Origin of the sequence: Pseudonocardia aurantiaca, from assembly GCF_039526725.1 — a bacterium.
Lineage (GTDB): Bacteria > Actinomycetota > Actinomycetes > Mycobacteriales > Pseudonocardiaceae > Pseudonocardia > Pseudonocardia aurantiaca.
In genome coordinates, this window is sequence record NZ_BAAAJG010000015.1 from 454,657 (window position 1) to 468,854 (window position 14,198).

Sequence of the window (14,198 nt, forward strand, 5' to 3'; positions counted from 1 at the left end):
CGCCGTCATGAGCCTCGCGCCCCGTGCTCGTGCGCAGGCGATAGCGGCGCGGCGGGGCGGCCAGCACACGCTGGCCGTCCCGCTCGCCCTGCGCCTCGCCGCCAAGATCGGGGAACGCCCGTGGGAGGCGTTCCTCACCGACCCCACTCAGCTGGCCAACGGTCTCGGAGATCTGCTCCAGGCCGTGCAGCCCGACGGCGTCGTCGTCACGCTGCCGGAAGTCCTCGCCGACGACGCCGGCGCGCGCCTCGAGGCCGCGCTCGAGGCCACCCGCAGGCTCCGGGCCACCGTCCGCGATGACGCGGTGCTCGTCGCCGTCCTGGCGCCCGGTCCCGGACTGGTCGACACCGTACGGGCCTTCCTCGACGCCGGTCTCGACGGTGTCGTCCTCGATGGTCGGCTCCCGGCTGGGGAGGCCCGCACGATCGGCAACATCACCCGGTTTCACCGCGCCATGGCGCACGTCCTCGGTGCCGACAGCTCGGGGCTGCCCGGCGCCGAGACGGTCCCGCTGGACGCCCCCGTTGCCAAGTCGGGCCTGGTGCTGACGGACGGCGAGGTGCCCGCGGGCGCGGGCGTGCCTCTGGTGCAGGACTGGGTCACCCGCGTCCGCGGCTGAGCCCGCGCCGCGACTCCACGAACGAAGGTCATGCCACCATGCAGTACACCGATGTCGCCATCCCGCTTGGCCACGCCTGGTCCTCGCCGTTCGCGCGGTGGCAGGGTTCGCTGAGCGAGGTGTCCAGCCTCGACCTCGCTGTCGCGGTCACCACCCGTGCCCTGGCCGACCGCAATGTCCACCCCGGCCAGCTCGACGGCATCGTCCTGGGCTGGACGGTTCCGCAACCAGAGATCTTCTACGGCGCTCCGACGCTGGCCGCCCGCATCGGCGGGGCGGGCATCTCCGGCCCGATGGTCGCCCAGGCCTGCGCGACCAGCGTGGCGGCGCTGCACGCCGCCGCGGGGGCCGTCACGGCGGGGGCGGGCACGCAGCTCGTCGTGACGAGCGACCGGACGTCGAACGGGCCGTCACTGTCCTGGCCCTCCCCGTCGGGCATGGGCGGCGCACCGCTGACGGAGCACTGGGTGCTGCACAGCTTCGAGAAGGACCCCTGGGCCGGTGCCTCGATGATCGCCGCGGGCGAAGCCGCCGCGGAGGAGCTCGGCGTGACGCGGGACGAGATCGACGACCTGACCGCCCTGCGGTGGCAGCAGTACACCACGGCCCTCGCCGACGACCGGGCTTTTCAGAAGCGCTACCTGGTGCCGGTCGAGATCGTGCGGAAGAAGAACAGCGTGTCGCTCGATGCGGATGAAGGGGTCCGCCCGAAGGAGCGGGACACGATCGGCAAGCTGCCCCCGGCCACCCCCGACAGCGTGCACACCTTCGCCAGCCAGACCCATCCCGCAGACGGGTGCGCGGGGGCCGTCGTGACGACTGTCGAGGTCGCGCGCGAGATCTCCGGCGGGCAAGGGGTGGCGCGCCTGCTCGGCAGCGGGTTCGCCCGGGTCGGCAAGAGCCGGATGCCGCAGGCTCCCGTCCCGGCCGCCCGCGCCGCCCTCGCCTCGGCGGGCAAGGAGATCGCCGACGTCGCGGCGGTCACCACCCACAACCCGTTCGCGGTCAACGACCTCTACTTCGCCGCCGAGACCGGCTTCCCCGTCGAGAGGATGAACGCCTACGGCTGCAGCCTCGTCTTCGGGCACCCGCAGGCCCCGACCGGTCTGCGGTCGATCACCGAGCTGATCGAGACGCTGCGCCTGCGCGGCGGCGGCGTCGGGCTGTTCACCGGGTGCGCCGCAGGCGACACCGGCGCCGCGCTCGTGGTCGAGGTGGCGGACTGACATGACCCGCGACACCTTCGCGCCACCCCGGATCGTCGGTGAGCAGCGCGCGGACGGGAGCGTCCTGCTCCGACCCACCGAACCCCTCGGCGCCCACGCCGAGCACCTCGGTCAGGAGCTGCGCCGCTACGCCGAGCAGACGCCGGACGCGGTCCTCGTGACCGAACCGTCGCCGGACGGACGACGGGCGCTGACCTACGGTGATGCCTGGGCCACTGCCGAGGCGCTCGCACAAGGGCTGCTCGAACGGGGTGCGCGACCCGATCGGCCGGTCATGCTGCTGTCGGGGAACTCTCTCGAGCACCTGCAGCTCACCCTCGCCTGCTACCTGGCCGGTGTCCCGGCGGTGCCGGCCAGCGTGGCGTACTCACGCGCCACGTCCGACCACGCGCAGCTGCGCGCGATGGCCGAACTGGTCCGGCCGGGCGTCGTCTTCGCCGCCGACCCACGGCAGTTCGGACCGGCACTCGACGCCGTACGCGACACGACACCCGACGTGCACGAGACGGTCGTGCGCGGTGGGCGACCCGGTGCGACGACCTTCGAGGAGCTGGCGCGCACTGTGGCAGGTGCCGAGGCGGCATCGGCCTATGCCGCGATCACCCCCGACACCGTCGCGAAGATTCTGTTCACCTCGGGCTCGACCGGGCGGCCCAAGGGGGTGCTGACGACCCAGCGGATGCTGACCAGCAACCAGCAGATGATGCGGCAGGCCTGGCCCTTCCTGGCAGGGGAGCCGCCGGTGCTCGTCGACTGGCTGCCGTGGAGCCACACCTTCGGCGGCAGCCACAACGTGGGCATGGCGCTGACCAACGGCGGAACGATTCACGTCGACTCCGGCCGACCCGCCCCGGAACTGTTCGAACACACCATAGCCGCGCTCCGGGAGATCGCACCGACGATCTACGTCAACGTGCCGGCGGGCTACGCCATGCTCGTCCCGCGCCTGGAGGCCGACCCTGGTCTCGCCCGCCACTTCTTCTCCAGGCTGCGGCTGCTGTTCTACGCCGCGGCAGCCCTGCCGGAAGCGTTGTGGGACCGGCTGGAACGGCTCGCAGAGCGCCACGCCGACCACGAGGTGCCGTGCACCTCCTCATGGGGGACCACCGAGACCGCTCCCGCCGCCACCTCGGCCCACTGGGGAGGCGCCCGCTGCGGTTGCATCGGCGTCCCGCTCCCCGGAGTGACGCTCAAGCTGGTTCCCACCGAGGACAAGCGCGAAATTCGCATCGCCGGACCGTCCGTCACCCCCGGCTACCTGAACCGCCCTGATTTCACCGCAGCGGCCTTTGACGAGGAGGGCTTCTACCGGACCGGCGACGCTGTCGTGCTCGTCGACGACGTGGATCCGAACCAGGGGCTGATGTTCGACGGTCGGATCGCCGAGGACTTCAAGCTCACGACCGGCACCTGGGTCAGCGTCGCCACGCTCCGCACCCGTCTGCTGTCCGCGGCCCAGGTCCTCAGCGACGCGGTCCTCGCCGGCCACGACCGCAACGAGGTCACGGCTCTCGCGTGGCTGAACATCGCGGAGTCCCGGCTGGTGTGCGGCCTTCCCCCGGACGCAGACGTACCGCGCGACCACCCCGTCCTGCGCAAACACCTCGCCGCTGCCCTCGCCGAGGTGGGTGCCGGGGCCGGCTCGGCCGGTCGTATCGCTCGGCTGCTGCTGTGTGCCGAACCGCCCGATCTCGACGCCGGCGAGATCACCGACAAGGGCTACCTCAACCAGCGTCGTGTCCTCCGTCGTCGGCGCGATCTCGTGGAGCGGCTCTACCGCGACGTCCCGGATGCCGAGGTGATCGCCGCTGCGAACAACCGCAGTTGAGGGAATTCATTCTACGAAATATTGACGGATCACTACGATTTCGTAGAAAATAGGGTGCCAGCGGAGAGGGCGTGCCGAGGCGGCTGAACCGCCGCCGCCGTGTGCGTCGAGTCGACAGAGCTTTCTGGTCTCGGGCGAATGCGTTCTCCAACGCAGCAGATCACTGACGATGTGCGGCCTCGTCGCGAGGTCGCCTTGCATCCGAGATGGGTGGTACGCACATGACAGACTCGAAAGACACTCTCACTGCACCAGGTCAACTGCGGCGAGTGGTTGTGTCGAGCGTCGCCGGCAACATCATCGAGCAGTACGACTTCCTGCTCTACGGATTCATCGCAACCCTGGCGTTCGGGCCGCTCTTCTTCCCGACTTTCTCGCCGTTGGCCGCAACCCTGGCGTCGCTGTCGACGTTCGCGGTCGGCTTCGTGGCCCGGCCGCTCGGGAGCATCGTCTGCGGGCACTACGGGGATCGGATCGGACGCAAGTCCATGCTGGTGATGACCCTGTCCGTCGCCGGCGGTTCGACGTTCCTCATGGGGCTGTTGCCCACCTACGAGTCGATCGGCGGGTGGGCGCCCGTGCTGCTGGTCTCCCTCCGTTTCCTACAAGGGTTCTCGTTCGGTGGCGAGTACGGAGGCGCGGTGCTCATGGTCGCAGAATCGGCTCCCGCCGCCCGGCGCGGCTTCTACTCCGGATTCGTGCCGGCGGGCTCACCCGCAGGCCTCTTCCTCGCCGCGCTCGCCGTCCTGCTGGTGTCCGCGATGCCGCGCGACGCATTCCTGGTCTGGGGCTGGCGGCTGCCATTCCTCTTCTCGATCGTTCTCGTCCTGATCGGACTCATCATCCGACTCACCGTGGACGAGACCCCGGTGTTCGCGGCAGTCCGGTCGACGACGACGACCGAGAAGATGCCCGTGATCGCGGTGCTCAGGCGCAATCCGGGCCGGATCCTCCTGGCCAGCGGTGTGAGCTTCGGCTTCGGCACCCTCCTGTACGTCTCGATCGTCTTCCTCATCACCTACGGAACCGGAACCCTCGGCCTTTCTGCCACGCCGTTCCTCGTGGGCATCCTCGTCGGGTCCGTGGCCATGATCGGAACGATCCTGTGGTCGTGCACCGTCTCGGACCGGGTCGGACGCAGGCCCGTCATCATCGGGGGTGCGATGCTCCTCGCGGTGCTCGCGTTCCCGTTCTTTTGGCTTATCGATTCAGGCTCGGCGCCATTGATCTGGCTCGGCATGGCGATCGTGCTCGCCGCCGGTGGCGCGGTGTACGGTCCGCTCGCCCCGATGATCTCCGAGCTCTTTAGTACCCGGCTCCGCTACAGCGGCGCATCGCTGGGCTACCAGCTCGGTCAAACGATCGGCGGTGGATTCTCCCCCTTGATCGCAGCATGGCTGCTGGCCTGGTCGGGAGGGCAGTCGTGGATCGTCTCGCTGTACCTGCTGCTCGCAGCACTCGTCGCGGCCGCCAGCACGTACTTCCTCGTCGAGACAGCGCGCACCGAGCTGTAACGCCTGCTCGTAGCAGGCTGGAGATGCGGATGAAGCGGCCGCCGAACTGCGCCGGCGGCCCCTCGAACCCTGCCCGGGCCAGAGTTGCTCGGCGTTCACGAGCAGGCGGAGGTGGACGTCGGCCCACCGATCGAGGAGGTCGGCGGCGCCGGCGCGGACGGCGTCGGCGAGCCCGGTCAGGGCTGCGCCGGTACGCATGAGACCGGCGCGGCGGAGTTGTTCGGCGGTGCGCTCGGCCCGCTGTGGCCACGACGGCGGCAGCTGGCGGAGGCCGCGGTGCAGGAGATCGGCGGAGAGGTCGATGGCCTCGTTCACGACGGCGATGAGGGGATCGGTCACCGTCTCCGCCGCTGACCCGATGGTCTGCCCGGTGGCCTCGGCGAAGGCGGGCACGACCACCTCCGTGCCGGCGACGACGGCCGTGGGCTCGATGTCGATCCCGCCACCATGGCGGCGGAGGTGACCTGCGACGAACCGGACCGGACCGGCGTCACCACCGAGCGCGGCCCTCCGTACCCAGGTCTTTGGTCTGGGTCGCGCCGTTGGTACCGATACGGCCGAAGCGCACAGTGATCGTGGCCTCGTCCAGTCCGATCTCCCAGAACTTCTCGCTTCCCTGAGCGACATACTCGAACCCCCGCACAGGCGCCGAGTTTGTCGGAGCATCTCCGGCCGCCGCAATGATCAAATCTGCGTAGGTCAGGCGGCCGGCCAGGGCGTCGGCAGCTCGGAGAACAGGACGAGTTTCTGGGGGCATCAGCGCATCGTGTCGGTTCGCTCTCCTCGCCGCCGCGATCTCAGCGTTGCTCGGGCTCGGCCCGGCTGAACAGCTTCTCCCGGACGAGCCTGCGGTAGTCCTCCACCGAGTTCTCGATGTGCCCGTGCATGGCTCCGGCGGCGGCTTCGGGCTCGCCGCGGAGGATGGCGGCGGCGATGGCGCTGTGCTCCGCTGCGCCCCGTTGCATCGCGTCCCGTGCTTCCCCGATTCCGAAGGCCTTCAGGCGGTGCATCAATCCGAACAAGTTGTCGACGATCGACGCGAGGAAGATGTTGTGGGCAGCGGCGGCGACGGCGGAATGGAACGCCTCATCCGTGGTGAAGAAGGCGACGAAGTCGTCCTCGGCGGCGGCCGTGACCGTGCGCTCCGCGGTGTCGCGGATCCGCTGCGCCTCCTGTGGGGTCGCGCGAAGCGCGGCGAGACGGGCGGTCTCGGCCTCCACCGCGCGTCGGGACTCGTAGATCATCTCGACGTGCTCGAGGTTGTCCAGCAACATCGTTCCCCAGATTTCGCTGGGGAGCTGCTCGCTGGGCTCGGCGACGAAGATGCCGGCGCCGCGGCGGGTCACGAGGTGACCCCGGGCTGAGAGCAGCTTGATCGCCTCGCGAGTCACGGTGTGGCTGACCTCGAGGACGGCGGCCATCGCGCGTTCGGTAGGCAGCCGGTCGCCAGGTTGCAGCCCCTCGCGCTGGATGTACTCGATGATCCGCTCGGCGGCGACCTCGTAACCGGGACGGTAGGTCGACCGGACAGAGCCCACGACATCCTCCCGATCTCTCGCGGTCCGGCGCGGCACGTGCTCGGTCGCTGTTGACCTCAACAACGACCGTCGATGAATAGTACTCATCTTGACGGCCGTTGCCAGCTGTGCCTAGGCTCACGTCTCGATCATTAGCGCTCATCAACGATCTCGGGCTTCAGCCCTGCGAGGCGTCTCCCCTTCATCCCGTCCAGCTGGGAGCCAATGGTGGCGATTTTGCTGAGGGAACGGCACCAGAATCACCGGTCGCCGGGCGTGGCCGACGGCCGTACGCGGCGTCGCCGACGGAGCAGCTCCGTGTGGGCGTGGGCGCTGCTCGTGCCCAGCCTGCTGCTGGTGATAGCCCTCATCGCGTATCCGCTGGCCACCGGGATCTCGCTCAGCCTGCACTCCGTCGTGCTGAACCGCCCCGGCCTCGGCCGCCCGTTCGTCGGCCTGGAGAACTACGCGCGGTTGCTGACGGACCAGACCGTCCGCACGGCCCTGGTCAACACGGTGATCTACGTCGTCGCCGGAGTGGTCAGCCAGATGCTGGTCGGCCTCGGCGCCGCCGTCCTGCTCAACCGGGCCTCGCGGCTCACGTGGGTCGCGCGCACCGCCGTGATGCTGCCCTGGTTCATGCCGCCGGTCGTGGCCGCCTACATGTGGGCATTCATGCTCGACCCGCGGTTCGGGATCCTGACCCGGTTCGCCGGGCTCCTCGGCGTCGACACCGGCGGCCAGGGTGTCTTCGCGGACCCCACCCTCGCCCTGTGGGGTGTACTCCTGGTCGAGCTCTGGCGGTCCTACCCGTTCTTCACGCTGTTCTTCCTGGCCGGGCTCCAGAGCATCCCTGAGGAACTGCGGGACGCCACGGCGGTCGACGGGGCGTCGCGCTGGCAGCATTTCCGCCACGTCACGATGCCGCTGCTGCGGCCGGTCATCCTCGTGGCCAGCCTGCTCGAGGGCATCCGCTTGGCGAACTCGCCCACGCTCATCCTGCTGCTCACCAACGGCGGGCCGGGTGACGCCACCCAGGTCATGTCCCTCTACGCGTTCCAGCAGGCGTACCTGAAGTTCGACTTCGGCTACGCGTCGTCGATCGCGGTCGCGATGCTCGTCCTGATCATCGGCTTCTCGATCGTCTACATCCGCACGGCAGGAGGGGGCAGGGATTGAGCGCATCGACGCGACCGTCGGCACGAGCCCGGAGCCGGTTCAGCCGGCGGGCGGGGGACGCCGGGGTCATCGCCCTCATGGTCTTCGCGCTCTTCCCGATCGCCTGGACCTGCTACACGTCGTTCCGCCCGGAGCAGGACATCATCACCGACCCCACGAGCCTGATCCCCGCCGGACTCACGCTGGACAACTACATCGCCACCTGGCGGCAGACCGACTTCCCCCAGCTGATGTTCAACAGCCTGGTCGTGAGTGCGATGACGGTGGCGATCAGCCTGACGCTCGCGACGTTCGCCGCGTACAGCCTCTCCCGCAGCCGCTTCCGCGGGCGGGGCGCGGTGCTGATGATCTATCTGGGCATCCGCATCATCCCCGGCGTTCTGCTGCTGATCCCGCTGTTCATCGTCATGCAGCAGTTCGGCCTGCTGGACACCCGCCTCGCCCTCGCGCTGACCTACACCACCTTCACGCTCCCGGCCGCCGTGTGGTTCATGAAGGGCTTCTTCGACGCGCTGCCGGTCGACCTGGAGAACGCGGCGCGGGTCGACGGGTGCACGCGGCTGGGGGCGCTGTTCCGGGTGGTCCTGCCGCTCGTGCGGCCCGGGCTCGCGGCCACCGCGATCCTCGTCGCGATCGAGGCCTGGAACGAGGTGCTGTTCGCGCTGCTCCTCACCTCCACCACCGCGTCCCGGACGTGGCCGGTCGGGATGCGGCTGCTGATCGGCGAGTTCCAGCTGCCGTGGGGGCAGCTGACCGCGGCGGCCGTGCTGAGCCTGTTGCCGGTGGTCGTCGCGTTCGCGTTCGCAGGCCGGGCAATGATCGCCGGCCTCACCGCGGGCGGGCTGAAGGACTAGCGGAGCCGGACCGGCCTCGCGCACTCATCACGGTTCATCCTCAGAAGGAGGGTTTCGATGCACAACGGCGTGTCGACCCGCAGGGACTTCCTCCGTCTCATGGCTGCGAGCGGGGCCGGCCTCGCGCTCGCCGGCTGCGTCGCGGAACCGGCGGCGCAGGCGCCCGCCCCATCGGCCGGGACGCTGAACCCGGCCGATGTCAAGGGCGCGCTCAGTTACTGGAACAGCTTCACCGGTGAGGACGAGCGCCGGGGCTTCCAGTCCGTCGTGGACTCCTTCAAGGGGGCCTACCCGAACGTCGACTTCCAGGTCGAAGCGGTGCCCAACGCCGACTTCATGACCAAGTTCACGACGGCGGTCCAGTCGAACAGCGGACCGGACACCGTCATGGCCCTGATGGAACGGTTCCCGGACATGGCGGGGATGAACGGCCTCACCGACCTCACCGGGTTCGCCGACAACTGGGACGGGCTCGGGGAGTTCGACCGGAAGATGCTCGACCCGTTCACGGTGGATGGGAAGCTCTACGCCCTGCCCGCGCTGGCCTTCGTCGACTGGATCTACTACCGCGCCGACTGGTTCGAGGAGGCCGGGATCGCCGCGCCGCCCCGGACGTGGGACGAGTTCCGGCAGGTCGCGAAGGCGATCACGGACCCCGGCAAGGATCGCTACGGCTTCGGGATGCGCGGCGGAGCGGGCGGCGGAGCGGCCATCATCAAGGTGATCAACGCCTACAACGGGCCGCTGACGACGCCCGACGGGAAGACAGCCACCCTCGACCTCGATGCGGCAGTGGCGGCGCTGCGCATCTACACGGGCCTCCTCACCCAGGACCACGCGGTACCGCCGAGCGCGCCCAACGACAGCTACAACCAAGTCTTCCAGTCGTTCCTGACCGGCCGCACGGGGATGCTTCTGCACCACACCGGGTCGCTGCAGTCGGTGCAGAACGCGCTGCGGCCGATGGAGCAGGTCCGCACCATGGTGCTGCCGAAGGCGCAGTTCGAGAGCACCTGGATCCTGCCCGGCGGCAACGGGGTCATGACGAGCACGCACAACCCCGACGCCGCCTTCGCCTGGCTGACGCACTGGGCCAGCCCGCAGCCACAGCTGGACTTCCTGAAGGCGACGGGGTACTGGCCGACGGCGACGGCCGCCCAGAAGGACCCGTTCATCATCGGCAACCCGCTCTACGAGGCCGCCACCCAGGCCGTCTCGATCGGCGGCACGCCGACGTTCTTCCGCGGCTTCCAGGGCTGGATGGACACGGTCGTGCTGGTGGAGACGCAGAACGTCCTCGTCGGCCGCAAGCCGGTCGAGGAGGCGGCCGGAGTCATGGTCGACAGCCTCCGGTCGATCATCGCCGGCAACTCGTGAGGGAGCGTTCGTGAAGATCATCAGTGTTGAGGTTGAGCTGGTCGACCGGCCGGCGGCGCCCACGTTCCGCTGGCGCCAGGGCCTCCCCGGTTCCGAGCCCGCCCACACCGCAGGAGTCCTGCGCATCCGGACCGATGACGGACTCGTGGGCGAGGCGCACACCCGGCGCGGCGTTATCGTCCGTGACCTGGTCGAACGGCGGATCGCCCCGGATCTCGTCGGTGCCGACGCGCTGGAGCGTGAGTTCCTGTGGCATCGGATGTGGGAGCTGGACCGGATCGAGGAGTTCCCCGTCTACGCCCTGGGCCTGGTCGACATCGCGCTCTGGGACCTGGCGGGCAAGGCGGCGGGGCTACCCGTGTGGAAGCTCCTCGGCGGCTTCCGCGCGGCGATCCCGGCGTACGCCAGCACCGTCACGTACGGGTCGGTCGAGGAGTACCTCGACATCGCCGACCAGTGCCTCGAGGCCGGCTACCCCGCCATCAAGCTGCACGCCTGGGGCGACGCGCGCCGCGACGCCGAGCTCGGCCAGAAGTTGCGCGCCCACGTCGGCGACGACGTCCCGCTGATGTACGACGGGTCGGCGGGCTTCGACCTGCCCGATGCGGTGTACCTCGGGCGCGCGTTGGGGGATGCGGGGTTCCTCTGGTACGAGGAGCCGATCCGCGAGTTCAGCGTGACGGCGTACCGGTGGCTCGCGGAGCGCGTCGACATCCCGCTGCACGTCGCCGAGACCTCCGACGGTGCGCACATGAACACCGCCGACTTCATTGCTGCCGGGTGCGCCTCCTTCGTCCGGACGAGCGCGACGTTCAAGGGCGGTGTCACTGGCGCGATGCGTATCGCGCACCTCGCCGAGTCCTTCCGGCTTCGCGCCGAGGTGCACGGAGGCGGGGTGGTGCACCGGCACCTGTGCATGGCGATCCCGAACACCACCTACTACGAGGCCCTCGTCATGGGCAACCCGATCCTGCCCAACCCCGAGGTGGGTCCCGACGGGATGGTCGCCGCCCCGTCCGCGCCCGGCCTGTGGGACGACGCCGCCGAATGAGACGACCTCGTACACGAGGAACGAACACCCGATCGGCCTGAGGGAACGGAGTCCACAGCGTGGCCCAGCGTGACCTGAAGATCCGCCGGCTGACAGTGCGCCGGTTCGAGTGGGAGATGCCCGGTCTCGGGCTGGACTACAACGGCTTCAACAAGGTGTACATGGCGGGAAGCCGCCTGACGCACACCGACCACGTGCTCACGATCGAGACGTCCGACGGGATCACCGGCGAGTACGTGGGCGGCGACTCCGTCGCCTACGCGCAGGTGGCGATGGTCGCGCCGTACCTGATCGGGCGCAGCGCCCTGGAGCGGGAGAAGATCTGGAACGACCTGAAGCGCGCGCTGCGCAAGCACGACCGCTTCGGCATGGGGCCGATCGACATCGCGCTCTGGGACATCGCCGGGAAGGCGTACGGGGCTCCGGTCTACGAGCTCCTCGGCGGGTTCCGGAGCAGCCTGCCGGCGTACGCGTCCACCTACCACGGCGACGAGAACGGTGGCCTCGACAGCCCTGCGGCGTTCGCGGACTTCGCCGTGCGGTGCAAGGAGATGGGCTACCCCGCGTTCAAGATCCACGGATGGGGGAACGGCCCGATGGGGCGTGAGGTGGCGGCCGTCCTGGCGACGCGGGCGGCGGTCGGCGACGACATGGACCTCATGCTGGACCCGGCCTGCGAGTACAACACGTTCGGCGACGCGCTGAAGGTCGGCAGGGCCTGCGACGAGGCCGGGTACTTCTGGATCGAGGACCCGTACAAGGACGGGGGCCTCTCGGCCTTCGCGCACCGGAAGCTGCGCCAGATGATCCGCACGCCGATCCTGCTCGGTGAGCACGTGCGCGGCCTGGAGCTGCACATCGACCAGGTCCTCGCGGACGGGAGCGACTTCGTCCGGGCCGACGCGGATTACGACATGGGGATCACCGGGGTCATGAAGCGTGCTCACGCCGCGGAGGCGCTGGGCCTCGACTGCGAGATCCACGCGCCAGGTCCGGCGCATCGCCACTGCATGGCGGCGATCCGCAACACCAACTACTACGAGCTCGGCCTCGTGGCGCCGCACCTGGACCGCCGCAGCAAGCACTGCCGGGTGTACGCCGACGGGTACTCCGACGACTTGGAATCGGTGGACGAGCACGGGCACGTCCCCGTCCCGCAGAGCCCCGGGCTCGGGGTGGAGATCGACTGGGACTGGGTGACCCGGCACGAGACCGGAGCCGTCGTCTACGAGTAGCAGGGAGCGCTACTGGCCGCCGAGCCGGGACGAAGCCGATCGCGGCCGGTCCGACAGTCCTGCCCGACGGCCGGTTCGCCCTCGTCGCGCAGAACGGGCCGATGCACCGGATCGAGCTGATCGAACGAGCAGGGAACATCGACGCGTCAAATGGACTGTCGGCACCGTTCACTTTGGTCAAACCGTTCCTCGCAGCGACCTCGGAGGGACTGGCGGTGATCGGGGGGCGTCCGATCGCGCGTCACAGATCGCGTTGTTGCGCACACGGCGGACGCAGCATCGACGTCGTCGGCGCCCGGATCCGGTCCCCGAGGGTCGCGGTGGGTTCGGGAAGTGACTTGTCCGAAGAGTCGGCCGTCGGGGTTCGGCGTGCGGGCGGCCCTGGCCGGCCGGAGTCACGTCGAACGCGCTCGATGCGTGTCGCGCTTGACCCCGTTCACCAAACGATGGTTGGTTATCGGCGCCGTGGCACAGGGGTGGGGGGAGCAGGCATGTTCCGTGGTCGTTGGTCGGGCCGCGCGGTACTCGCCGTAGGCGCGGTGCTGGCGGTCTTCGTCCAGGTCTGCTCCGTCATGTCGGCCTCGGCCCACGCCACTGCCTGGGCGGAGACCGAGATCCCGGACTGCCGATCCGTCGAGGTGCCAGTCGCGCTCACTGCGAGAGGCGCCCAGACCGCCCACCTCGCCGGGCAGGTGTGCTACCCGACGACCCACGTCGACACCCTCGAGGGCGCGGTTCAGGTCCTCGTGTCCGGCACCGCGTACGGGCCGTCGTACTGGGACTTCCCCTACCAGCCCGACACGTACTCGTATGTGCGCGCTGCCGCTCGTGCCGGCTTCACGACGTTCACCTTCGACCGGATCGGCATCGGCCGGAGTACCCGTCCGCTCAACACCCAGGTGACGATCGAGTCCAACGCCCACACGATCCACCAGGCCATCACGCAACTACGGGCCGGGTCGGTCGACGGGGTCCGGTACGGCAAGGTGGCGATCGTCGGCCATTCGCTCGGATCGCTGATCGCCTGGTACGAGGCCGGCACGTACCACGACGTCGACGCCGTCGTTGCCTCCGGCATCCTGCACAGCTTCGATCCGCTCGGAGTCACGAAGTTCGTCGCGACCCTCTACCCGGCTGCTCTCGACCCGCGGTTCCTGGGCAGCGTCGTCGACCCCGGCTACCTGACCACCCGGCCCGGCACGCGCGGGAGCTCCTTCTACCACCTCCCCAACACCGATCCCGCCGTCATCGACACCGACGAGGCGCACAAGGAGACAGCCACCGCGGCCGAGGCCGCCGGTGTGTTCGCTCAAGAGCTCCCCGGCGTGTTGCGGCCGGTGAGCCAGGCCGCATGCGCACTGACGCCGACGTTGTGTGACGGAGTGGCGTCGTCGGTCGTCTATGGAGTCACGCGCAACATCACGGTGCCGGTCCTCGGCGTGGTCGGCCAGTACGACGCACTGCTGTGCGGGGGATCGAGCAGCGCGAACCGGTGCAGCGACGTTGCAGCCGTCCGTCAGGACGAGAGCGCCTACTACACGGGCCGCGCACAGCGCTGCCTGACGGTGGCGGAGCTGCCCGACTCCGGTCACAACGTCAATCTCGAACGCAATGCGCAGAGCTGGTTCGACCTCTCCAACGAGTGGTCGCGGTTCACGCTCGAACAGAGCGGCGAGGACGCGAGTTGCTGGTCGGCACCAGGCCAGACCGACGGACTGCAATTTCCCTAGCTGGCTGTAGGTCTTGTCAAGTCGGTCGGTGCGCATGCTGACGGGCCTCGTGTTGAACGAGGCTGTGT

Annotated in this window: 13 protein-coding genes; 11 read left to right on the top strand and 2 right to left on the bottom strand. The window is 69.4% G+C overall.

What is annotated here, in order from left to right:
• The first annotated feature begins 7 nt into the window (after nucleotides 1-7).
• The 5 genes from ABD143_RS24415 to ABD143_RS24435 all read left to right on the top strand — a co-directional run bounded on the left by ABD143_RS24415 (nucleotide 8) and on the right by ABD143_RS24435 (nucleotide 5,541).
• Nucleotides 8-619 carry a hypothetical protein gene (locus ABD143_RS24415; RefSeq protein WP_343982783.1) on the top strand — a complete coding sequence of 204 codons (612 nt, stop codon included), beginning with the start codon at nucleotides 8-10 and terminating at the stop codon, nucleotides 617-619.
• A gap of 38 nt (nucleotides 620-657) precedes the next feature.
• Nucleotides 658-1,845 carry a thiolase family protein gene (locus ABD143_RS24420; RefSeq protein WP_343982786.1) on the top strand — a complete coding sequence of 396 codons (1,188 nt, stop codon included), beginning with the start codon at nucleotides 658-660 and terminating at the stop codon, nucleotides 1,843-1,845.
• Between the two features lies 1 nt (nucleotide 1,846).
• Complete coding sequence (locus ABD143_RS24425) at nucleotides 1,847-3,673, top strand: feruloyl-CoA synthase (RefSeq protein ID WP_343982789.1); 1,827 nt, start codon at nucleotides 1,847-1,849, stop codon at nucleotides 3,671-3,673.
• Nucleotides 3,674-3,942: 269 nt separating this feature from the next.
• A complete protein-coding gene (locus ABD143_RS24430; protein ID WP_343982791.1) occupies nucleotides 3,943-5,187 on the top strand; it encodes an MFS transporter in 1,245 nt (414 codons plus the stop codon).
• A 111-nt stretch (nucleotides 5,188-5,298) separates the two neighbouring features.
• Nucleotides 5,299-5,541 (top strand): hypothetical protein, encoded by a 243-nt coding sequence (locus ABD143_RS24435; RefSeq protein WP_343982793.1) that lies wholly within the window; start codon nucleotides 5,299-5,301, stop codon nucleotides 5,539-5,541.
• A 136-nt stretch (nucleotides 5,542-5,677) separates the two neighbouring features.
• Here the strand turns inward: ABD143_RS24435 and ABD143_RS24440 are convergent, their stop codons facing one another.
• Together ABD143_RS24440 and ABD143_RS24445 are read right to left on the bottom strand one after the other, a co-directional pair.
• A complete protein-coding gene (locus tag ABD143_RS24440) occupies nucleotides 5,678-5,944 on the bottom strand; it encodes a WGR domain-containing protein (RefSeq protein WP_343982796.1) in 267 nt (88 codons plus the stop codon).
• 40 nt (nucleotides 5,945-5,984) lie between these two features.
• Nucleotides 5,985-6,725, bottom strand: coding sequence for a FadR/GntR family transcriptional regulator (locus ABD143_RS24445; protein ID WP_343982799.1), 741 nt, complete (start codon nucleotides 6,723-6,725; stop codon nucleotides 5,985-5,987).
• 297 nt (nucleotides 6,726-7,022) lie between these two features.
• Here ABD143_RS24445 and ABD143_RS24450 point away from each other — a divergent pair, with 297 nt between their 5' ends.
• From ABD143_RS24450 to ABD143_RS24475, 6 genes are all read left to right on the top strand, one after another.
• Entirely contained in the window at nucleotides 7,023-7,883 is an 861-nt protein-coding gene (locus tag ABD143_RS24450; RefSeq protein ID WP_343982801.1) for a carbohydrate ABC transporter permease, read from the top strand.
• Nucleotides 7,880-8,737 (top strand): carbohydrate ABC transporter permease, encoded by an 858-nt coding sequence (locus tag ABD143_RS24455; RefSeq protein WP_343982803.1) that lies wholly within the window; start codon nucleotides 7,880-7,882, stop codon nucleotides 8,735-8,737. Before ABD143_RS24450 ends, ABD143_RS24455 begins: the two co-directional genes overlap by 4 nt.
• Before the next feature lie 57 nt (nucleotides 8,738-8,794).
• Entirely contained in the window at nucleotides 8,795-10,114 is a 1,320-nt protein-coding gene (locus ABD143_RS24460) for an ABC transporter substrate-binding protein (RefSeq protein ID WP_343982805.1), read from the top strand.
• Nucleotides 10,115-10,124: 10 nt separating this feature from the next.
• The gene (locus tag ABD143_RS24465; RefSeq protein ID WP_343982807.1) at nucleotides 10,125-11,165 is read left to right on the top strand and encodes an enolase C-terminal domain-like protein; all 1,041 of its coding nucleotides are present in this window, start codon (nucleotides 10,125-10,127) and stop codon (nucleotides 11,163-11,165) included.
• Nucleotides 11,166-11,224: 59 nt separating this feature from the next.
• Nucleotides 11,225-12,400 carry an enolase C-terminal domain-like protein gene (locus tag ABD143_RS24470; protein WP_343982809.1) on the top strand — a complete coding sequence of 392 codons (1,176 nt, stop codon included), beginning with the start codon at nucleotides 11,225-11,227 and terminating at the stop codon, nucleotides 12,398-12,400.
• Between the two features lie 491 nt (nucleotides 12,401-12,891).
• Nucleotides 12,892-14,130 carry an alpha/beta hydrolase gene (locus tag ABD143_RS24475; protein WP_343982811.1) on the top strand — a complete coding sequence of 413 codons (1,239 nt, stop codon included), beginning with the start codon at nucleotides 12,892-12,894 and terminating at the stop codon, nucleotides 14,128-14,130.
• The last annotated feature ends 68 nt before the right edge of the window (nucleotides 14,131-14,198 follow it).

Coding starts and splice junctions, on each gene's coding strand:
- ABD143_RS24415 (WP_343982783.1), top strand. CDS start 8: ATGAGCCTCGCGCCCCGTGCTCGTGCGCAGGCGATAGCGGCGCGGCGG.
- ABD143_RS24420 (WP_343982786.1), top strand. CDS start 658: ATGCAGTACACCGATGTCGCCATCCCGCTTGGCCACGCCTGGTCCTCG.
- ABD143_RS24425 (WP_343982789.1), top strand. CDS start 1,847: ATGACCCGCGACACCTTCGCGCCACCCCGGATCGTCGGTGAGCAGCGC.
- ABD143_RS24440 (WP_343982796.1), bottom strand. CDS start 5,944: ATGCCCCCAGAAACTCGTCCTGTTCTCCGAGCTGCCGACGCCCTGGCC.
- ABD143_RS24460 (WP_343982805.1), top strand. CDS start 8,795: ATGCACAACGGCGTGTCGACCCGCAGGGACTTCCTCCGTCTCATGGCT.
- ABD143_RS24475 (WP_343982811.1), top strand. CDS start 12,892: ATGTTCCGTGGTCGTTGGTCGGGCCGCGCGGTACTCGCCGTAGGCGCG.